Below are 19,836 nucleotides of genomic sequence, written 5' to 3'. Positions count from 1 at the left end.
TATCGGTTACCGACGAGGCAATGTGACACCGTCGTTGTTGTTGAATTTTTCCGTCGCTTCCTTGATGACATCGCTGCCGCCCTTGGACAGCCATTCGTCAATCACCTTCGGCCAATCGGAGATCGGCTCTTTGCCGTAGACCATTTTAACCATATGGTTCACGAGCAGCGGCGGAGGCGTATCGGAGTTCGGGCTGATGTCCGGGTTCTTCGAGAGCGAATCGAGACGAGGCTCGAATTCGATGCCGTCACGGCCCTCGTTTGCCAATATTGTATCATACACTTGAATCAGTTGCTTCCCTGCTTCGGATGCGGACAGGATGCGGCGGTTGTACGTCGTGTCCTGCACCAGCCACAGGAAGGCGCTGAGGTAGCGCTGTTCGTCGACTTCCTCCGGCGTCTTCGGGTCTTTCACGCCGTCGGAGAAGAACACTTCCGCCTCGTCGCTGACCATCCAGTTGAAGAACTTGACGATCTCGGCGGCGTTTTTCGCGTTTTTGTTGATGAAGTACGCCCGCGGCGACGCTCCGTACAGATAGTAGCCCCCCTTGCCGTCCGGTCCGACAGGCGACGGGATGATGGCGAGCTTCGCTTCCGGCACGTTCGCCTTGAGCTGCTGCTCCCATTGAAGCAGCTCGTTCGCGTTCATCGACCAGATGCCCGCTTTGCCGGCGATGATCTCGTTTTTGAACGTCGTCGGGTTGATCGTGGCGAACTCCTGGCTGATCAGCCCTTCGTCGAACATCGTTTTGTACGTTTGCAGCGCCTTCGTCATGTTCTCGGTGTCCATGAACTTCGGCTGGACCTTGTCGCCGGCTTTCTCGAACTGGCTCAGATACGGGAAGACGTCGTACGCGCCGAAGAACGTGTCCGCGTATTTGAAGTCTTCGCGGCCCATAAACGGATGCTTCACGCCCAGCTTCTTGAATTCGCGCAGGACGTTCAAATATTCGTCGACCGTCTTCGGAACCGGCAATCCCGTTTTCTCCAGCAGGTCCATCCGAATCCAGGTCGCGCGGCGGGACGGGTTGCCCAGCCATTCCGGAATCGCGTAGATTTTGCCTTTATAGGTCACCTTGTCCCAGGCTTCCTTCGGCACTTTTTTCAGCAGATCCTGTCCGTGTTCCTTCAGCAGATCGTCCAGAGGCATGAAGACGCCCGCCTTGACCGAACCGGCCAGCTCCTTGCCGTTGACGCCGCCGTTCGCCTGCACGACGTCCGGCAGGTCGTTCGTCGCGAACATCTGCACCATCTTCTGCTCGTAATCCTTGTGGGGCACAAGCCGGATCTCGAGGTCGACGTTCGTTTTTTCCTCAAGCTGCTTGACCCATTTGTCTTCGTTGATATTCGCATGCCTTTCGACATAACCGAAATTCAGCGTGCGGAGCGAGATGGAAAATTTCGTTTTTTCCGCGGGCTTCTGAGATGCCGCCGCTCCCGGCGATGCCGCCGCGCTGTCCGCGGGTTTCTCCCCGCCGGAATCGGACGAGCAGCCTGCCAGCGCGCCCGTCGCCAGTACGCCGGCCAGCAGGGCCGATAACTTCTTCTTCATCGAACGCAACCCCCTCCTGTAGATAGGAACGTCTGCGGAAGCGCTTTACGGCAACGCTTTCATCCGCTTGGTTTCATTGTAGGCGGTGCTCCCCCTCGCAACAATGGAATCGCTTTAGGGGGATGTTGTCGTTTTTTTAGGAAACGCCGCCTAATGCGCGGTCTACGACTTGACCGATCCGATCAGCATGCCTTTGATAAAGTGCTTTTGAAGAAGCGGATACACCAGCAGGATCGGCAGCGTCGCCACGATCACCGTCGCCATTTTGATTCCCTCCGGCGATTGCGCCGCCAGGTCGGCGAACTGGGAAGCGTTCGGGTCGATGCTGATGTCGTCCGAGACGATCAGCTCGCGCAGGCGCAGTTGCAGCGGATACAGCGCCCGGTCATTCAAATAATACAAGGCGCTCTGGTACGTGTTCCAATGAAAAACCGCATAGAAGATCGCCATCGTCGCCATCGCCGGACGCGACAAAGGCACAACGACGCTCCACAGGATGCGCGTTTCCGAGCAGCCGTCGATACGGGCGGCGTCGATCAGCTCGTTCGGGATGTTCTGGAAAAACGAGCGCATCACGAAGAAGTTGAAGGCGCTGATCGCCGACGGAATCATCAGCGCCCACAGCGTGTTCATCAGATGCAGCTTCTTGATGAGGATAAACGTCGGAATAAGCGGCGCGCTGAAAATCATCGTAAACAGAACCATCAGCAGCAAATACTTGCGGCCGACGTATTCCGGCCGGGACAGCGGATAAGCGAACGACGAAGTCATGATCAGGTTGATGAGCGTTCCGCAGACGGTGACGAGCACCGTTACGCCGAAGGCCCGCCATATCGTAAAGTCCTGCATGACGTACTGGTAATTCAGCGTGGAGAACTCGACCGGCCATAGGTTGACCTTGCCCGCTTCGACGGCGTTCGCGCTGCTCAGTGATTTGGCGAGCACGTTCAGGTACGGCAGGAACATGGTCGCCGCGAGCAGCGTCAGGAACACGAGGTTGGCGAATTGAAACACCCGGTAGGCGGGAGTAGGCTTGCGCGGCATGGCGCCTGCACCTCCGTATTTCGGTTGAATGGTTGCGTATGGGATGGGTCAGTACAAGCTTTCGCCCGTCGCCTTTCTGCTCAGCGAGTTGGCGATGACGAGCAGCGTCAGGCCGACAACCGATTTGAACAAGCCGATCGCGGTCGTGTAGCTGTACTGCTGGCTCAGCAGACCGACCCGGTAAATAAACGTGTCGAGAATTTCGCCGTTGTTCTGGTTGAGCGGATTGAGGAACACCCACACCCGTTCGAAGCCGAAGTCGAGAAAATCGCCGATGCGCAGCAGGAACAAAATCGTGATCGTCGGCAAAATGGCGGGCACGGTGATCGACAGCGTCTGTCTCCAGCGGTTCGCCCCGTCCATCTCGGCCGCCTCGTACAAGTCCGGATGGATGCCCGCGATCGCTGCGAGATAGATGATCGTCCCCCAGCCCACATCGCGCCAGATGCCCGAGCCGACAAGAATCGAGCGGATCATGGACTCCTCGCCGAGGAAATAGATCGGCCCGATGCCGAACCAACCGAGAACCTTGTTCAGGAAGCCGCTCTCCGGGGACAGGATGCCGACCGCGATCCCGCTGATGATGACCCACGACAGGAAATGCGGCAGGTAGACGACCGTCTGCAGCAGCCGCTTGTACAGCACCAGCCTCACTTCGTTCAGCAGCAAGGCCAGGACGATCGGCGCAGGAAAGCCGAAGACAATGTCGTAAAAGCCGAGCAGCATCGTATTTTTCAGAATGCGCAGGAAATCGGCGTGCTCGAACATATAGCGGAAATGTTCGAGGCCGACCCACTCGCTGCCCAGGAATCCCGCAAACAGGTTATAGTCCTGGAAAGCCATCACGATGCCCAGCAGGGGCACGTACTTGAAGATGATGAAGTAAAGAGCCCCCGGAATCGAGATGAGATAAAGCGCCTTGTACTTCCACATAAACCGCCACAGTTCCGAACGGCGCTGCCGGGCAGGGGCGGAGACCGTTGCGGCCGTCGTCGTCGATTGGCGCGGCATGGACGGCAACCTCCTTGCATCAGATGTGTGATCTTGTCGATTCCCCTTCATCCTACGGGATTGAAGCGGTTTCAACAATGGAGCCGCTTTATTCGGACTTGTGTTTTTTTTAGGTCGCACGATAAAAAAGGATGGAATAAAACGGATACTTGCTTGCGGCCGGTTAATGTGCTATGATTGCAATACCCCGATTACCAAACCGGAAATCACCTATTGCAAAAGGTTATCAATTCCCGGGCATTGGATTGGAACCTTATGCAATATGTGATTTTTTTATTTATGCAATAAAAAGGTCATGTAAACAGGAGAAAGGAGGCATTACCCTTATGCAACAAGGTACGGTCAAATGGTTTAACGCCGAAAAAGGCTACGGCTTCATCTCCGTAGAAGGCGGCAACGACGTATTCGTTCACTTCAGCGCGATCACCGGCGAAGGCTTCAAAACCCTCGACGAGGGCCAACGCGTGGAGTTTAACGTGGTTCAAGGCAACCGCGGCCCGCAAGCCGAAAACGTCGTCAAACTGTAATCCGCGAAAAGGGGCTGTCCCAAAAGCTTGATTCCAAGTGGTTTGCAGGGGACAGTTGAGCCCAAACAGGCCGAACCAAGGGTTATACCAGCCCTTGTGTTCGGCCTGTTTGTTTTACCGCCGCCCCCTTCAGCAAATTGCGGGCAAGCGAAAGCCACCCGACCTCCAGGCTTACTTTGCGCAAGCCCCGAAGCAGGAACCTTCGAAATCCTCGGTTGTTTCCCTTCTGCGCTCCAATTTTTGGCGGACTTCCGCTTGACTCGGTTCCAATTGCCGTTTGGGGAGCAGCTAGCAATACTTTTTATAATAATTTTTATCGCTACCCCCAAAATTCGCCGTCCTCTGTCTGATCTAACAATATTAAATATCGCTAAAAGTCCGGTTTTCCGTTTTTTTGAGGTAGCTGGCAGGCGATAGCGATAATTTGTATCGCTATCCGCTTGCGGAAGCCGCGGTGTGGCCGCGATAACGATATTTTATATCAGATACGGCTTCCATCCCCTAGTGTCCGGTCGAGTGAGTCTGCTCGCGGTTGTTTTGGCCTGCGGAATGCAAAAGTATACGTTGCGCTGCGAATTTCCCCCGCAATCCTGCTGCCGGATGCAAACATACACGCCAAGAACTTCCCGGAAAGGCGAATCTCGCGGGATTTCCATTGTCGGCGTGCACTTTTGCATTCAAACGGCGATTAACCCCCACGTCCAGCAGCATTCGAGTGTACCTTTGCATTGGACCGTGCCCGGTGCTGGTCTCGCTTGGTCGCGCATGAGCGCACGAGGAAGCGTCCCTTGGCGGCGCACGGGCTCATGCGGCCCTTCCTTGACCGCGCCCGAGGAAGCACTCGCGCCGCCCCGAGCATGCGTGCCGCTTGATCCGCCAACCTTTCGAGACCGCCCCTTTTCATGGCGAATTACGGGGCTCCAAGCAGCTTCTCCCGGCGGTATTCGTTCGGGGACAAGCCGTACGCCTTCTTGAACACCTTGCTGAAATATTTTTCATCCTGAAAGCCGACCATCTGCGCCACCTGAGCCACCCGCAGGTTCGGGTTGGCCAGCAGCAGCTCGGCCTTCTCCATCCGCACCCGTGTGATAAAGTCCGACACGTTCTCGCCGGTGTCCTGCTTGAACCGTCGCGACACGTATTCGCGGCTGAGGCGGAAATGGTCGGCGATATCCTGCAGCGACAATTCACGCTGGTAATTTTGCCCGATATACCGGGCGATGTCCTGCGACAGATTGCGGTCCTGCGGCTGCTCCTCCGTCAGCCGGCGGGCGGCGCGGGAGAGCGCCGCCTGCAGCTCGTCGCGCCACGCCGAAAGCGACAGCCGCCCGTGGTCGTCGACGGCGGACAGCCAGTCGGGAGCTTCGGCCGCCCACTGCGACAGCACGAGCCGCAGCTCGTCCCGCCATCGGTCCATCGTGTCCGGCGTGACGCGCGTCAGCTTGCCGGCCGCTTCGAACCAATCGTCGACGACACGGGCGAGCGGCTCCCCGCCTCCGCTGAACAGCGCCACCCGCAGCGGCTCCTCGTAATCCGACAGCCCCGGTCCGATCCGCTCCGGCGTCTCCAGTCCGGGCTCGTACAGATGAACCCGGTCCCCCGGAGCCAGCAGATTGCGGCGCCGAAGCGCCAGCGAGGCCTGCCGGTAAGCTTCCGGGAGGCCGTCCGGGAATGGCACGCCTTCGCCGCTCACCCCGATGTCGAATTGCCCCTTGAGCGCGGAACGGAGCGCGCGCTGAAGCGACCGCAGCCGCTCCGCCGCCGAATCGGCCTCTCTCCAGAACAGCAGCAGCAGCTCGTCCTCGCGGTTCCAATGCCGGAACGCATAGCCGATTCCCCGCTGCCGCAGCATCTCGTTCGAGATGTTGCCCAGCGCGAAAAACAGCAGATCGCGGTGGCCGGCGAACCGTTCCCTGATGCCGCGAGGCGTCGGCCGCAGCGTCAGGACGGCGATTCGGGCGGCTCCGACGTCCGGCGTCAAGCCGAACTCCTCCCGAAGCCGGGAAGCGACGTTCCGGTACGCCGACGGCTCGGCGACGAGACTGGAGAACGTCTTCTCCCAGTATACCGGCTTGATCTGGTTCACTTCGATGTTGCGGTCCTGCTCCCGCACCCTCCGCTCGCGCTGCTCCCGGATCGCTGTAACCGCCTTCGCCACCGCCGCTTCCAGATCGGCCGGATCGACGGGCTTCAAAATATAATCCAGCCCTCCCGCCTTCATCGTCGAGCGGACCAGCTCGAAATCTCCGTAACCGCTGACCGCAATCGTCTTGATATCGGGCGCATGCGCCGCGATCCAGGCGAGCAGCTCCGGACCGCCGATGCCGGGCATCCGCATGTCGCTGAACACAAGCGCGGGACGATGCTCCCCGATCAGCCGGATCGCCTCCTCTCCGCTCGACGCCTCCAGCACCGTCTCGACCCCGTGCCGCTTCCAATCCACAAGCAGCCGGATCGCCTCGCGCACGTGCGCTTCATCATCCACGATCAACGCGATCATCCTGCGTCAATCCCCCTCTTCCCTCTTGCTCTTCCGCCTGCTCCGGCCCCGCCTGCCCCGCGCCGGAAGGAAGCGGCAAGCGGAGCGTCACCCGCAGGCCTTGCCCGTTCTCGCCCGGCTCCAGGATCACCCGGCAGTTTTCGTCGATCAGGTAACGCAGCCGCAGCAGCACATTCGGCAGCCCGATCCCGGAGCCTTCCCGCTCCTCGGCCGCACCGCCCTCGCCGCCGCTCGCCGGACGGACGGCAACCGCCGCGGCCAGCTTGTGCCGAATCGCGGCCAACTCCGACTGATTCAGCCCGATGCCGTTGTCCTCGACGACGAGATCCCACACGCCCAGCCAGGGGTCGTCCCGGCTCAAGATCGTCACGCGGCCTTGCGCCGGTCCGTCCGGGAACGCATGCTTAAACGCATTTTCCACGACAGGCTGCAGCGTCATCTTCGGAATCGGCCTCGTCAAAGCTTCCTCCGGCGCTTCGATACGCGCCTCCATCCGGCTTCCGAACCGCATCCGCTGCAGCTCGAGATACGAGCGGACATGCTCCAGCTCCGCCTGCAGCGGCACCAGCGTGCTGCTCGTATCCATACTGTAGCGCATCATCTTGGCGAGCTGCGTCAGGGAGCCGTATACGTCCGGAGCGTTCTGCTTGAGGGCTTGCGTGCCGATCGACTGCAGCGCGTTGTACAGGAAATGCGGATTCACCTGGGCCTGCAAAGCCCTGAGCTGATTCGTCTTGTTCGCCAGCTCCAGGCGGTACTCCCGCAAAATCAAGCGGTTGATGGAATGCATCATGTCGCGGAATTTGCGGGCGAGCGTACCGATCTCATCCCGTCCCTCCACGTCGATCGGCGCTTCCAGATTGCCGCTCTGAATCTGGTTGACCGAACGGATCAGCCGGCGGATGGGCTCCGTCATCCGCACCGAGATCCAGACGGTCGCCGCCAGCGCGAGCACCAGGAAGCCGGCGAGCACCGCGGCGTTAATGCCGGCCAGCCGCCGGGCCTCCGCGTACAGTGTCGAATAAGGGATGCGCTTCACCAGTTGGAGCTGCGTGAAAGGCTCCTCGATCTTCGTATAAATCAGCATGCCCGAAAAATCGGAGTCGCTCCATTCGAGATAGCCGCCCTCCGGCCGGCTCAGGCTGCCGATCCAGTCCGCTTGCCCGAGCGGCTTGCCCCACTGGCCGGGGTCGGGTCCCAGCAGGACGCGGCCGTCGTGGTCGAGAATATACAACTCTTCGCGTTCCGGATCGTACAACCCCCCGACGATTTCCAGCAGCTTCTCGATCCGGACGTCGATCGACAGCCAGCCGAGCAGATCCCGCCTCGGAATCCGGTAGACCGGGCGGTGAAGCGACAGTACCTGCTTCGGCGGCTCGTACGACAGCATCTCCGCTCCGTAGCCGTGGCTCGGATGCGTCGGTTCGAGCTGGGCGTCGAACCGCTCCGATGCCGGCTTCAGGCCGGTGGACGACGCGCCCTTGAACAGCTTCCCCGCCGATACGATGTACGTCTGTCCCGCCCGCACAGAGTAGAGGGCGATCTGGTGCTGCCCCCTCGCCGCCTGGGCGACGGCCCGCAAGCCGGAAGCGATCTCCATCTCCGTGGCATAGTCCGTCGCGCCCGACTCCAATAATTTGAACAGGCTGCGGGGATTGTTCATGTCGTTGTAAACGAGCAGCGAAGCCCGGTTGAGGCTGTCCAGATAGCTGCGCAGATTCGCCGCGCCTTGCCGCATCAGCTCCGTATTTTCGCGGATCGCGTTGTTCTCGACTGAATGTTTTGTATAAGCGTAGGTAAATGCTATCGAAGACAGCGTCGGCAAAGCGATCGCCGCGAGCAGGAACAAAATCAGCTTGTCCCGGATGCTGGTGCGAAACCGTCTCACTCCGCTCACCGGCCTTCCTCCGGCTTCAAGCCGGTCCAGATTTTAAGCCTCATTTTATCAGGACGGGTCAATATATTCCACCCTGCGGGTCAACTGAGACGGTGGGCCGAAGCGGCGGCGTTTTTTATACTTACAAATACAATCCGGTATCGATCCGAAAACACGTTCTACGGAAAGGAGCGGCTCCCATGAAAGCCAAACGCTCGCTGGAGGATTGGCTCCACCAGTTCACCTTTGTCGCGCCGGCCTTTGTATTTTTCGCGGCCGTGATGCTGGTCCCGTTCGCCTTGACCTTCTACTACTCGTTCACAAGCTGGAACGGCGTATCCAATGAGGTGAGCTGGGTCGGCTTGGCGAACTTCAAACAAATTTTCGCGAACGACTCGGCCTTCTTCGACTCGTTCAGCTTCACCGCGCGTTATACGATCGTATCCGTCGTGCTGGTGAACCTCGCCGGCTTCTTGCTGGCCTTGCTGCTGACCCGTCCGCTTAAATCCCGGAACGGACTGCGGACGGTGTTTTTTATGCCGAACGTCATCGGCGGTCTGCTGCTGGGCTTCATCTGGAACTTCATCTTCGTCAGAGGCTTCAGCGCGATCGGCAACGCAACGGGCATCGGCTTTTTTAATCTGCCCTGGCTCGGCGACGCGTCCACCTCGTTCTGGGCGATGGTCATCGTCACCGTCTGGCAGCAAGCCGGCTATCTCATGGTCATCTATATCGCGGCCTTGTCCAATATGCCCAAGGACGTGATCGAAGCGGCCAAAGTCGACGGCGCAAGCTCGCTGCAGACGCTCTGGCGCATCGTCGTGCCGCTGATTATGCCGGCGGTCACCGTCTCGCTGTTTCTCGCCATCTCCTGGTCGTTTAAAGTGTTCGACCTGAACCTGTCGCTCACCAAAGGCGGACCGTTCCGCTCGACCGAGAGCGTCGCCATGAACATTTACAACGAGGCCTTCCAGAACAACCGGTTCGGTCTCGGTACGGCCAAAGCTTTGATCTTCTTCATTGTCGTCGCCATCATCACGTCCATCCAAGTGGCCATCACCAAGAAACGGGAGGTGGAAGCGTAATGGAACAACGTTATACGGGGCGCACGTTTGCGCTGGAAGTGTTCGCCATTGTGCTCGGATTGCTGTTTTTGGTGCCGTTTTATTTCGTGCTGAGCAACTCGTTTAAGCCGTTTTCCGAACTGCTGTCGCATACGGTCGCTCTGCCCTCCGCACCGACTCTGGACAACTACCAGCGCGCTTGGGAGATCATGAAATTCCCCCGCGCGTTCATGAACTCGCTTATCATCACCGTAGTGAGCATCGTCGGGCTGACGGTGATCAGCTCCATGGCGGCTTACCGGATGGTGCGTTATCCGAGCGGGTTCAACCGGCTGGCGTTCGGCCTGTTTGTCGCGGCGATGGTCATTCCGTTCCAGTCGATCATGATCCCGCTGGTGTCGGTCGCCAAGGAATTCGGCCTGTTCGGCAGCCGCACCGGCCTGATCATCTGCTACTTCGGCTTCGGCGTGCCGCTGTCCGTATTCCTGTATCACGGCTTCGTGAAATCCATCCCGCTGGAGATCGAGGAGTCGGCCCGGGTTGACGGCTGCTCGAAATTCGGCGTATACTGGCGGATCGTATTCCCGCTGCTGAAGCCGATGACCGTCACGATCGCGCTGCTGAACAGCTTGTGGATCTGGAACGACTTCCTGCTGCCGTCCATCGTGTTGGGCCTGAAGCCGGAGACGCGCACGATTCCGCTTGCGACCTATTCGTTCTTCGGCCAATATACCAAGCAATGGGATCTGGCGCTGGCAGGGCTTGTGCTGGGCGTCACGCCGATCATCATATTTTTCCTGAGTTTGCAGAAACATATCATCGAAGGCATCACGGCCGGTTCGGTCAAAGGGTAATCGTCAGGCGCCCGGATGCCGCGGCGATCAATAAATTCCACCCGGACGTTCAATATTGTCGGTTCGCTCCGGGCAGATCGCTTGAGATAATGGATTTGGATTGAAGTACAGTATGAATTTCCAAGAGGAGGAAATAAACATGAAAAAAGGGCTCGTTGTACTGACCGCTGCTTCTCTTCTGGCGATGGCCGGCTGCGGTACGGACAAGACGAACGATAACGCCGGCGGCGGAGGTTCGGGTCAACAGGTCAAAACGATTAAAATCTTCCAATTCAAAGTCGAAATCGCCGAAGCTCTTCGCAAAATGGCGGACGAATACGAGAAAGAGCATCCCAACATCAAAATCGAGATCGAAACGATCGGCGGCGGCGGCGATTACGGCGCTGCGCTGAAGACGAAGTTCGCGGCCGGCGAATACCCGGATATCTTCAACAACGGCGGCTTCAACGAATTAAACGTATGGCAGGAGCACCTGGAAGACCTGTCGAACGAGCCTTGGGTGAAGGACGTGCTTCCGGTCGCAAAAGAACCGATGACCAAGGACGGCAAGCTGTACGGCCAACCGCTCGGCCTGGAAGGCTACGGCTTCATCTACAATAAAGATCTGTTCGCCAAAGCAGGCATCACCGAGCTCCCGAAAACGCTGAGCCAGTTAAAAGACACCGCCGAAAAGCTGAAAGCTGCGGGCATCACCCCGTTCATGAACGGCTACGGCGAATGGTGGATTCTCGGCATCCACAACCTGAACATCGCGTTCGCGCAACAGCCGGACCCGAACGCGTTCATCAAGGGCCTGAACGACGGCTCGGCCAAAATCCCGGGCAACCCGGTATTCGCCAACTGGACGAAATTGCTTGATCTGACGCTGCAGTACGGACAGCCGAACCCGCTGGCAACCGACTATAACGCGCAAGTGACGAACTTCGCGAACGGTCAAGCGGCGATGATGCAGCAAGGCAACTGGACGCAAGTGCAAATCTCGAAGACGAACCCGAACATCAAGCTCGGCATGCTGCCGATGCCGATCTCTGACGATGCGGCGGCCAACGACAAGCTGGCGGTCGGCGTGCCGAACAACTGGGTCGTCTACAACAAGTCGCCGGTGAAGCAAGAGGCGAAAGACTTCCTGAACTGGATGGTGTCCTCGGAAGTCGGCAAACGGTATATCGTCGAAGAGTTCAAGTTCATCCCGGCGTTCTCGAACATCGAAGTGAAGGACCCGGCGATCCTGGGCGATCTGGCCAACGAGATCATCGCGTACAGCAAAGACAACAAGACGCTCTCCTGGAACTGGTTCAAATTCCCGGACGGCGCAACCAACGAATTCGGCGCCCACATCCAAGCGTATATCGGCAAAAAAGTCGACGCGGCGGGGCTGCTCGAAAACTTCCAGAAAACGTGGGATACCACCAAAGCGAAATAACGCTCGCCGTTATCGGCGGCAGGCAACTGCCGGGACCTTCGGGTCCCGGTTTTTCATAACCGCATACCCAATCACGCGCCTGCGCCCGTTCCGACAAGGGAAGCCACGGATGCGTTTATTTCACCCCTCAGAACACCCACCTTCTTGGCTTATTAGCGGAAGTGTATAAGCTACCCCACACAGAGGGTATGGAGATATTTGTAATTTCATGGTCGGCCGTAGAAAAAAAGCGGGCCCAAAGGCCCGCTCTCGAATGAGGTCGATCAAACGCCCGGCGCCGCCGCGGTCATGCCGCCGTCGATGCCGTCCGTATGTTGCCGGCTGCGCTTGCGCGTCACGGCGAAGTAGATCCAGGTCAGCGCGTTGCACGTCAGCAGCACGCCCAGCAGCACAAGCAACTGCCGGCCGACAAACGACATTTCTCCGCCAACCGATATAATCGACTTGAATCCGGCGACCGAATACGACATCGGCAGCCATGCATGAAGAGCTTGCAGCGCTTCGGGCACCAGCTCGTTCGGGAAGGTGCCGGCGCTGCCCGTAAGCTGAAGCACCAGCAGGATAATCGCCACGAACCGCCCGGCGTCTCCCAGCACCGTGACGAGCAATTGGATGATGGCCATATAGGTCAAGCTGACGACAAGGCTGAACAGCATAAACATCCCGGTGTCCCGCACGTCCAGGCCGAGCCCCCACAGCATCGCCGCGGCGACAAGCAGCGACTGGGCCAGACCCACCACGGCAAGCACGCCGTATTTTCCGGCGAACCAGCGGAACGCCGACGACGGACGCACGGCCGGATCGCGCAGAGGGAACACGATGCTGAGCAGCAGAGCCCCGACGAACAGCCCCAGCGAGATGAAATACGGGGCGAACCCGGTGCCGTAGTTCGGCACTTCCGTAAACGATTCGTGCACGATCTCAACCGGCGAAGCGATCATCGACGTGCGGCTGTCGGCGCCCGCATCCACGCCGCTCAGCTTCGCCGCCGCTTCGGCCAGCTTGTTCGCCAGCTCCGCGCTGCCGGAGTCGAGCTGCGCCGCGCCTTCGCGGAGCGGATCAAGCCCCGCCGCCAACTGCCCGATGCCGCCGGCCAGCTCCGCGTAACCTTTGCCGAAGGCGGCAATGCCGTTTTGCAGATCGCGGCTTCCTGCCTTCAACTGATTCGCGCCTTCGGCCAGTTGATGGCTGGCCGTTCCCGCTTCTCCGAGCTTTGCGCCGAACTCGGCGAGTCCGCCGGCCAGTTGCTTCTGCCCGGCCGCGAGCTTGTCGGCCGCCTCGGCCAACTGCTTCTGTCCGCCTTCCAGCTCGGCCGCTCCTGCCGCGACCTGCGTGGCGGCTACGAGCAACTGCTGAACGGCCGGTTCCGACGACAGCGCCGGGTTCGCCGCCAGCTTCTCCAGGCCCGCCGCTACGCCGGCTGCGCCTTCCGCAAGCTGCTTCGCCGCGCCTTCGCTCTGCTTGAGGCCCGCGCTTAACTGGCCCGCGCCTTGTTCGGCGGAGTTCGCGCCTTGCTGAAGCGCGGCCTGTCCCTGCTTGAGCGCGTCCAGACCCGAGGCCAGGCTGCTGGCGCCGTCGCTCAGAATGCCGATGCCCTTGCCCAGCGATGATGCGCCTTCGGCGACCTGCATCCAGCCTTTTTGCAGGGCGGCGGCCCCGTCGTTCATTCTGCCGACGCTGTCGCCCACCTTCGTGACGCCTTCCGCCGCTTTCGCCGCGCCGTCATGCAGCTTGGCCGAGCCGTCGGACGCCTCCTGCATCCCTTCGGACAGCTTCGATACATCACCCAGCATCGCCTCCGCGTACGCTTTGGTCAACTGGCTCGACACTTCCGCCTTCAACTGGTCGATCGCCTTTTCGCCGATTTGCGCCGACAAGAAGTTGTAGCTCTCGTTCGCGGTAAACTTGAGTTGCGCCTTGACCGGCGTATCCGACGCGGCGGAAGCCGCATGTTCCGAGAAGTTCTCCGGGATTTCGATCGACATGTAGTATTTCCGGTCGGCCAAGCCCGCCCGCGCTTCCTCGGGGCTGACGAACCGCCAGTCGAACTGCTTCCCTTCGCGAAGCTTCTCCTCCAGTTCCTTTCCGACCTCCAGGCGCTTCCCGCCATATTCCGCGCCTTTGTCCAGATTCACCACCGCTACGGGCAATTTCGACAGCCGGTCGTAAGGGTCCCAGAACGCCCACAAAAACATGAAACTGTACAGCAGCGGGATAAACGCCACCGCGCCGACCGCCACCGCTTTTTTGCGGTTGCGAACGATGCTGGCCCATTCCGCCTTGAATTGCCAACGCCGTTTTCCCGTTTCTCTCATCGCTTCTTCTCCCCTTGCTGCAAACCTTCCGCCAAATACAAATGAAACCATTTGGCGATCTCTTCGTTGTCCAGCGGTTTATGCTTCTTGTTCCAATCCGACACAAACGCCACATACAGCTTGAGCAGCACAAACGCCGTCAGCTCCGGATCGCAAGGCTTCAGCTCTCCGCGCTCCAACGCGGCCTCCACCTGCTTGCGGATAAATCCGACGATCGCGTCCTCGACCCGGTTCATGGCCGCCTGCGCTGCGGGCGTTCCGAATTCCCGGATTTCGAGATTCAGCTTAATAAAGAGCTCGTGCTTGTTGCGATAATCCAGCACTTGCAGCAGCACGTCGTGCAAATTTTCGAAGAACGTCCGGTCCGGCTTGATCGCCCGCTCCGCGATCTCCTTCATTTCCAGGATGACCTGCTGGACGATCTCGCCGAACAGCTCCTCCTTGTCGGCAAAAAACGTATAAATCGTGCCTTTGCCCACCTTGGCGATCTTGGAGACGCGGTCAACCGTCGTCGCTTTATACCCGTAATTGGCGAACGAGTGCGCAGCCGCCTTCAAAATCTCCTGCTTGCGGTCCATGCAACCCCTCCTTCTTTTCGCATGTGTAATCCCATTTGATGAACACGATTATAGCTCAAAACTGACCGAAATACAATATTGGTCATTTGGTCACTATCCGTGACCGCCATCACTTTATTAAACGAAAAAAACGCTCCGAAGCGCCCGCGGTCTCGCGAACGTCGAAGCGGTCCCTACTCTTGCCGTCCCATTCTCAATAATTCGACATACTTTGAGGCGGGTGGGCATAGCCTTGCGGAGTCGGCGCATAGCTTTGAAGCGGCTGCTGAAAGGCGAGCGTCTGCTGCATGAATTGCTGCGCCTGTTGCCATGTCTGCTGATAATGCTGAATCTGCTTGTCAATTTCCTGCCGCAGCGCGGTCGAAGTCGTTTTGTACCATCCGTGGCTTTGCATGGCGTCGAATACTTGCCGTTGGGACTGCAGGGTGCTGTTCAGCAGGTTTTGGAACAGATGGCGGGTTTCGGGATCGCGGCATTCCGTACAGGCGGTCGCGTATTCCCCGCAGATGCGCTTCAAGTCGTTCAGCACGTTGCCGACGCAGTCTTGGGTATCCAGCGACGGCTTTTGCTGGGAGACGCCGGAAGCTGTCCCGTATGTCGCGCTGCCGGAAGTCGAGGAATACGGCTGATGAGAATGAGGAGAATTCGTGTTGGAAAACATGCGGTTTATGGCTGCGCCTCCTTGAATTATTGCAGGTTCCCCTGGGAACCGCCCATCATGGTTCCGCCGGACATCGCGCTTGCCGGCACCTGAGACGGGGCTTGCGCCCGCTTGTGCTGCAGATGCGCAGACAACGACTGAAAATGCTGCTGATGCGTCGCCAGCAGATTGGAGCACAATTGGCGAATGTCCGGCTGCTGCGCGGTCGCGGCGATCACCGCAAGATGCTTGACTATCGACTCCTCGTTGGACATCGAATCGACGACATACTCCGTTTCTTTGGACGTCAACGGCTGCGAACCCGATTGCGATTGCGTCTGCATCCCCGACGGCATTTCGGCTATTCATGTCGGCGGCGTTTCCATTTCCCGGGAAATATCAGCAGAAGGCGACAAAAAGGCGGATCGGTGTCCCGACCCGCCTCATCAGACGACAAAAGTTCATGTTCGGCTGCGTCCCATCGACATCGCCGCGGCATGGCTATCTCTGCAGCAATGTCCTCTTTGCATTCGGGCTCCCGGCCGGCCTTTCGGGCTGCATGCGCTGCAGCCGAAGCGAATTCAGCACGACGGAGACGGAGCTGAGCGCCATCGCCGCTCCGGCGATCCACGGTTCGAGATATCCGGCGGCTGCTATCGGGATGCCGATGCAATTGTATGCCAGCGCCCAAAACAGGTTTTGACGGATGTTCTTCATCGTTAGACGGCTTGCGAGAATCGCGTCGGCGACCCCGTGCAGATCGTTCCGCAGCAGCGTCACGTCCGCCGTTTCCAACGCGACGTCGGCTCCTCCGCCCATGGCGATGCCGATGTCGGCCTGCGCCAGCGCCGGCGCGTCGTTGATGCCGTCGCCGACCATCGCGACTTTGCGGCCGCCGGCTTGCAGCTCGGCCACCGCCTTCGCTTTATCGGCGGGAAGCACGCCGGCCCGGATGCGGGAGATGCCGACGCGCGAAGCGACCGCTCGAGCCGTCGGCTCGTTGTCTCCCGTCACGAGCCAAAGCTCCAGGCCCAGGCCGCGAAGCCGCTCCAGCGCCGCCCGCGACGTCGGGCGGATCGCGTCGGCGACGGCCAGCGTTCCAATCCAGCGCCCGTCCGCCGAGGCGAGCACCGCCGTCTTGCCTTCGGACTCCAGGCGGTGCAGCGCGGCCGCCGCCGATTCGGGAATACGCGTGCCGAGCCGCTTCGTCCAGTCCGCCGTGCCGGCGGCCAGCCTCATCCCTTCGACGACGCCCGATACGCCGCCGCCCGCTTCCGCGCGGAACTCGCGCACCTCCGGCAACGGCTCCCCCGCCGCTCGGCTTCGCGCCTCGGCTGCGATGGCCGCCGCGATGGGGTGCTCCGACAGCGCCTCCAGCGCGCCGACCCGGCGGAGCAGATCGGATTCCCAAATGCCCGGCGCGGGCCATATATCCGTCAGCGCCGGTTTGCCCGCCGTAATCGTGCCCGTTTTGTCGAACACGATCGTATCTACCCGGTGCGTGAGCTCCAGATGCTCGCCGCCCTTAAACAAAATGCCCCATTCGGCCGCTCGTCCCGAGCCTGCCATGATCGAGGTGGGCGTCGCCAGCCCAAGAGCGCAAGGGCACGCGATGACGAGCACCGCGATGGCCCGCTCGATCGACGCGGCCGCATCCCCCTGTTCCCACCAGAAATAAGAACCTGCCGCGGAGGCGGCCGCGATCGCGACGACAACCGGCACAAACCAGCCCGCGATCCCATCCGCAATGCGCTGGATCGGCGCTTTGGAGCCTTGGGCCTGCTCGACGGCGCGCAATATTTGCGCCAGCGCCGTATCCGCCCCGACTTTGGAGGCGCGTATGCGCAAGTAGCCGCCGCCGTTGATCGTGGCTCCGAATACCGCATCGCCAGGATGCTTGCGGACGGGCAGACTCTCGCCGGTCAGCATCGACTCGTCCACGTCGGAGCCGCCCGCTTCCACCCGGCCGTCGACGGGGATTTTTTCGCCCGGTTTAATGAGAACAATGTCCCCGACTGCCACCTGTTCAACGGAAATTTCCGTTTCCTGGGTACCGCGAAGAACCCGTGCGGATTTGGCCTGAAGCCGGAGAAGCGAACGGATGGCTGCCGTCGATCGTCCTTTGGCGGCGCTCTCCAGCCATTTCCCGAGCAGGATCAGCGTAATCAGCACCGCGCTTGTCTCGAAATACAATTCGGGCGCATGACCCCCGTGCTCTCCCGCAAGCGACCAGCGCACCGTCTCATAGACGCTGTAGCCGTAAGCCGCCGTGGTACCCAGCACGACAAGCACGTCCATATTCGCGCCGCCGCTGCGGACCGCTTTATATGCGCCGGCGTAGAACGGCCAACCGATCACGAATTGCACCGGCGTCGCCAGCACCCATTGGAACCAGGGGTCCGTAAAAACAGACGGGACGGGAAGCCGCTGCCCGAGCCCAAAGTGAACAGCCATCGCCCAGACGAGCGGAATCGTCAGCAGCGCCGAGAAGAGAAGCCTTCCCTTCTGCTCGCGGCGCTTCCCGGCCTGATCCGCGTCGTCCGCCGTCCGCTCCCGCTTGGGATGCGCCTTGTACCCCAGCTTCTCGACGCGGCCGATCATATCGGCCACATCGACTTCGGCCGGGTCGAACCGCACCTGCGCCGTCTCGACGGCAAAGTTGACGTTGGCCTGCTTGACGCCGGGCAGCTTGCCGAGTCCCTTCTCGATCCGGGCCGCGCAAGCGGCGCAGGTCATCCCTTCGAGCTCCAGCGTCACCACTTCGAATTCGGTTAAGCCATCGCCGGACGACATATTCCATCCCTCCGGGCGTCCGTTAAACGGACCGAATATATATGGCGTAAATGTTTAAGGACGTAATCCCCACACCGGGTATATTTCCAGCCAAGTCAAACGGTTTCGGCGCACCGCGGCGCGCCTTCTCCCGTTGGAAATCCGCCTATGAATGAAACGAATACGTATGTAAAAAAACGAGCCTTCCCGAAGACGCCGTTGTCACAACCGTCGGCACATGCTTGGAAAGGCTCGTCCCGTCCACTTCCGTTCCATTGCGCTATCAGGAACGGACGTCGTATCCTTGCTCTTCGATCGCTTCTTTCACTTGCTCCAGCGTCAGCTTCGATTCGTCGTAGGTGACGGTAACGGTTTTGTTGGCCAGATCCACGATGCCCGTCGCTCCGATTTCCTTCATGGCGTCTTCAATGGAGCGGACGCAATGTTGGCAGGACATTCCTTCTACGTTCAGCACCGTTTTTTGCATGGGGTGACCCTCCTCCGAATTTTTCATCTCATGAGTTTGCGTACGGTCACAAGCAATTCGTCGATTACCGCCGAATCGCCCTCTTGAATGCGCTCGACGACGCAGCTCTTCATGTGGTGTTCCAGCAACAGCTTGCCCACGCTGTTCAGAGCCGATTGGATAGCTGCCAATTGGTTCAGGACATCGTCGCAGTACGTATCCTTCTCGATCAAGCCTTTGACTCCCCGAACCTGTCCTTCGATCCGGTTGAGCCGGGTGAGCAGATCCTTCTTTGTCTCCTGCGAATGGTGGCTCTTGCGGGTGCTTGTTTCGGTCGCGCAGTGAGCGGCATTTGGTTCAGACGTCGACATGCCGGCAGCCTCCTTTCGCTTTAATGATATTATACCCCCACAGGGTATGTCAAGGATGTTTGAGGAAGGCTTGTCCCCTGCGGGAACAAACCGCTTCGCCGGCCTTGTCCCCAAGGACGGCTTTGCCGGAAATACGGATGGAGACGGCGTCCCGCTCTTATTTTATTCCGGCACGAAAAAGCGCCTTTCCGGGCGCTCTTCCTCACCTCATGCCGATTTTTCTTTTTAACAGGACGGCTTGTCGTTCCAGCTCCGCGATGTCGTTCTCCAGTCCCTCGTTCAGCTTCGCCAAACGGAATATTTCCCGCTCCGCCAGCGACAAATCTTTTGCCTTGTAAGCTTCGTATACCGCTTCTCCGATCCTTGACGTGTTGCGCTCCAGGTCTCTTTTTTTGCCGTAGATGGCCGTCGTCAGCTTCGCGACCTCCATCGTCTGCTGCGCTTTTTCTGCCGCGATGGACGCTCCAACCCTTAGCTTGTTCAAGAAATCCACGGTCCCTCGCTCCTTTCCCCTGCCACTAAGATATGAAAGAACCCCTTGTGTCATTCCTGGTCCGGAACCGGAAATATGAACGTTCCGAACGGGATGCCGCGAGTCCTCGCGTGCTGTCGTATGAAGTCCAGAACCGGACATCGCCTCTATTGGAGCTTCTTTTTCTACTGTTAATCTAAGCAGCATTTGGTCGCGAGGTTCATGGTTGAGGCGGTATCTCCCCCTTAGACCCCCATGCCGCTAATGCGGCACCAGCAGATGATGAAAATGGGCGAATGCGGTACAATATTCCTGCGGCTGGTGGAGGGAGGTCGTTGTTTCTTGGTGCTGCGAGCCCGACTCTTAGACGGA

Annotated in this window: 17 protein-coding genes; 4 read left to right on the top strand and 13 right to left on the bottom strand. The window is 59.4% G+C overall.

Features of this window, described 5'->3' with window-relative positions:
* Positions 1-6: 6 nt before the first annotated feature.
* From FE781_RS13310 to FE781_RS13300, 3 genes are all read right to left on the bottom strand, one after another.
* Positions 7-1,551, bottom strand: a complete 1,545-nt coding sequence (locus tag FE781_RS13310; RefSeq protein ID WP_138790123.1) for an extracellular solute-binding protein — start codon at positions 1,549-1,551, stop codon at positions 7-9.
* A 162-nt stretch (positions 1,552-1,713) separates the two neighbouring features.
* A complete protein-coding gene (locus tag FE781_RS13305; protein ID WP_138790122.1) occupies positions 1,714-2,595 on the bottom strand; it encodes a carbohydrate ABC transporter permease in 882 nt (293 codons plus the stop codon).
* A 48-nt stretch (positions 2,596-2,643) separates the two neighbouring features.
* Complete coding sequence (locus FE781_RS13300; RefSeq protein WP_138790121.1) at positions 2,644-3,606, bottom strand: ABC transporter permease; 963 nt, start codon at positions 3,604-3,606, stop codon at positions 2,644-2,646.
* Between the two features lie 326 nt (positions 3,607-3,932).
* Here FE781_RS13300 and FE781_RS13295 point away from each other — a divergent pair, with 326 nt between their 5' ends.
* Positions 3,933-4,133 carry a cold-shock protein gene (locus FE781_RS13295; protein ID WP_138790120.1) on the top strand — a complete coding sequence of 67 codons (201 nt, stop codon included), beginning with the start codon at positions 3,933-3,935 and terminating at the stop codon, positions 4,131-4,133.
* Between the two features lie 910 nt (positions 4,134-5,043).
* Here the strand turns inward: FE781_RS13295 and FE781_RS13285 are convergent.
* Complete coding sequence (locus FE781_RS13285; protein WP_138790118.1) at positions 5,044-6,633, bottom strand: response regulator; 1,590 nt, start codon at positions 6,631-6,633, stop codon at positions 5,044-5,046.
* Positions 6,611-8,530, bottom strand: coding sequence for a cache domain-containing sensor histidine kinase (locus FE781_RS13280; RefSeq protein WP_138790117.1), 1,920 nt, complete (start codon positions 8,528-8,530; stop codon positions 6,611-6,613). Before FE781_RS13280 ends, FE781_RS13285 begins: the two co-directional genes overlap by 23 nt.
* 179 nt (positions 8,531-8,709) lie before the next feature.
* On the opposite strand from FE781_RS13280, the gene FE781_RS13275 reads away from it, so the two are divergent.
* The 3 genes from FE781_RS13275 to FE781_RS13265 all read left to right on the top strand — a co-directional run bounded on the left by FE781_RS13275 (position 8,710) and on the right by FE781_RS13265 (position 11,850).
* Positions 8,710-9,594: a carbohydrate ABC transporter permease gene (locus FE781_RS13275; protein WP_138790116.1), complete on the top strand. Its 885-nt coding sequence runs from the start codon at positions 8,710-8,712 to the stop codon at positions 9,592-9,594.
* Positions 9,594-10,427: a carbohydrate ABC transporter permease gene (locus FE781_RS13270; RefSeq protein ID WP_138790115.1), complete on the top strand. Its 834-nt coding sequence runs from the start codon at positions 9,594-9,596 to the stop codon at positions 10,425-10,427. The genes FE781_RS13275 and FE781_RS13270 overlap by 1 nt, the downstream gene beginning before the upstream one ends.
* Positions 10,428-10,566: 139 nt before the next feature.
* A complete protein-coding gene (locus FE781_RS13265; RefSeq protein WP_138790114.1) occupies positions 10,567-11,850 on the top strand; it encodes an ABC transporter substrate-binding protein in 1,284 nt (427 codons plus the stop codon).
* Positions 11,851-12,113: 263 nt separating this feature from the next.
* On the opposite strand, the gene FE781_RS13260 is transcribed toward FE781_RS13265, so the two are convergent.
* The 8 genes from FE781_RS13260 to FE781_RS13225 form a co-directional block, all read right to left on the bottom strand.
* The gene (locus FE781_RS13260; RefSeq protein WP_170209544.1) at positions 12,114-14,165 is read right to left on the bottom strand and encodes a YhgE/Pip family protein; all 2,052 of its coding nucleotides are present in this window, start codon (positions 14,163-14,165) and stop codon (positions 12,114-12,116) included.
* Positions 14,162-14,743 carry a TetR/AcrR family transcriptional regulator gene (locus FE781_RS13255; protein WP_138790112.1) on the bottom strand — a complete coding sequence of 194 codons (582 nt, stop codon included), beginning with the start codon at positions 14,741-14,743 and terminating at the stop codon, positions 14,162-14,164. Before FE781_RS13255 ends, FE781_RS13260 begins: the two co-directional genes overlap by 4 nt.
* Before the next feature lie 193 nt (positions 14,744-14,936).
* Positions 14,937-15,404 carry a spore coat protein gene (locus FE781_RS13250; RefSeq protein ID WP_138790111.1) on the bottom strand — a complete coding sequence of 156 codons (468 nt, stop codon included), beginning with the start codon at positions 15,402-15,404 and terminating at the stop codon, positions 14,937-14,939.
* Positions 15,405-15,430: 26 nt separating this feature from the next.
* A complete protein-coding gene (locus tag FE781_RS17645; protein ID WP_211346365.1) occupies positions 15,431-15,727 on the bottom strand; it encodes a hypothetical protein in 297 nt (98 codons plus the stop codon).
* A gap of 157 nt (positions 15,728-15,884) precedes the next feature.
* Complete coding sequence (locus FE781_RS13240) at positions 15,885-18,176, bottom strand: heavy metal translocating P-type ATPase (RefSeq protein ID WP_138790110.1); 2,292 nt, start codon at positions 18,174-18,176, stop codon at positions 15,885-15,887.
* A gap of 262 nt (positions 18,177-18,438) precedes the next feature.
* A complete protein-coding gene (locus FE781_RS13235; RefSeq protein WP_138790109.1) occupies positions 18,439-18,642 on the bottom strand; it encodes a copper ion binding protein in 204 nt (67 codons plus the stop codon).
* Positions 18,643-18,665: 23 nt separating this feature from the next.
* A complete protein-coding gene (locus FE781_RS13230) occupies positions 18,666-18,992 on the bottom strand; it encodes a metal-sensitive transcriptional regulator (protein WP_138790108.1) in 327 nt (108 codons plus the stop codon).
* 202 nt (positions 18,993-19,194) lie between these two features.
* Positions 19,195-19,485, bottom strand: a complete 291-nt coding sequence (locus FE781_RS13225) for a hypothetical protein (protein WP_138790107.1) — start codon at positions 19,483-19,485, stop codon at positions 19,195-19,197.
* Positions 19,486-19,836 lie beyond the last annotated feature (351 nt).

This window comes from Paenibacillus thermoaerophilus (genome assembly GCF_005938195.1).
Lineage (GTDB): Bacteria > Bacillota > Bacilli > Paenibacillales > Reconciliibacillaceae > Paenibacillus_W > Paenibacillus_W thermoaerophilus.
Note: the sequence above shows the minus strand (reverse complement) of the source record. Positions and strands in the feature narration are given on the sequence as shown.

What these genes read in the sequence shown, in the direction of transcription:
- FE781_RS13260 (WP_170209544.1), bottom strand. Translation starts at nt 14,165, where the DNA reads ATGAGAGAAACGGGAAAACGGCGTTGGCAATTCAAGGCGGAATGGGCC.
- FE781_RS13305 (WP_138790122.1), bottom strand. Translation starts at nt 2,595, where the DNA reads ATGCCGCGCAAGCCTACTCCCGCCTACCGGGTGTTTCAATTCGCCAAC.
- FE781_RS13275 (WP_138790116.1), top strand. Translation starts at nt 8,710, where the DNA reads ATGAAAGCCAAACGCTCGCTGGAGGATTGGCTCCACCAGTTCACCTTT.
- FE781_RS13285 (WP_138790118.1), bottom strand. Translation starts at nt 6,633, where the DNA reads ATGATCGCGTTGATCGTGGATGATGAAGCGCACGTGCGCGAGGCGATC.
- FE781_RS13240 (WP_138790110.1), bottom strand. Translation starts at nt 18,176, where the DNA reads ATGTCGTCCGGCGATGGCTTAACCGAATTCGAAGTGGTGACGCTGGAG.
- FE781_RS13250 (WP_138790111.1), bottom strand. Translation starts at nt 15,404, where the DNA reads ATGTTTTCCAACACGAATTCTCCTCATTCTCATCAGCCGTATTCCTCG.
- FE781_RS13235 (WP_138790109.1), bottom strand. Translation starts at nt 18,642, where the DNA reads ATGCAAAAAACGGTGCTGAACGTAGAAGGAATGTCCTGCCAACATTGC.
- FE781_RS13265 (WP_138790114.1), top strand. Translation starts at nt 10,567, where the DNA reads ATGAAAAAAGGGCTCGTTGTACTGACCGCTGCTTCTCTTCTGGCGATG.
- FE781_RS17645 (WP_211346365.1), bottom strand. Translation starts at nt 15,727, where the DNA reads ATGCAGACGCAATCGCAATCGGGTTCGCAGCCGTTGACGTCCAAAGAA.
- FE781_RS13295 (WP_138790120.1), top strand. Translation starts at nt 3,933, where the DNA reads ATGCAACAAGGTACGGTCAAATGGTTTAACGCCGAAAAAGGCTACGGC.
- FE781_RS13230 (WP_138790108.1), bottom strand. Translation starts at nt 18,992, where the DNA reads ATGTCGACGTCTGAACCAAATGCCGCTCACTGCGCGACCGAAACAAGC.
- FE781_RS13270 (WP_138790115.1), top strand. Translation starts at nt 9,594, where the DNA reads ATGGAACAACGTTATACGGGGCGCACGTTTGCGCTGGAAGTGTTCGCC.
- FE781_RS13310 (WP_138790123.1), bottom strand. Translation starts at nt 1,551, where the DNA reads ATGAAGAAGAAGTTATCGGCCCTGCTGGCCGGCGTACTGGCGACGGGC.
- FE781_RS13255 (WP_138790112.1), bottom strand. Translation starts at nt 14,743, where the DNA reads ATGGACCGCAAGCAGGAGATTTTGAAGGCGGCTGCGCACTCGTTCGCC.
- FE781_RS13300 (WP_138790121.1), bottom strand. Translation starts at nt 3,606, where the DNA reads ATGCCGCGCCAATCGACGACGACGGCCGCAACGGTCTCCGCCCCTGCC.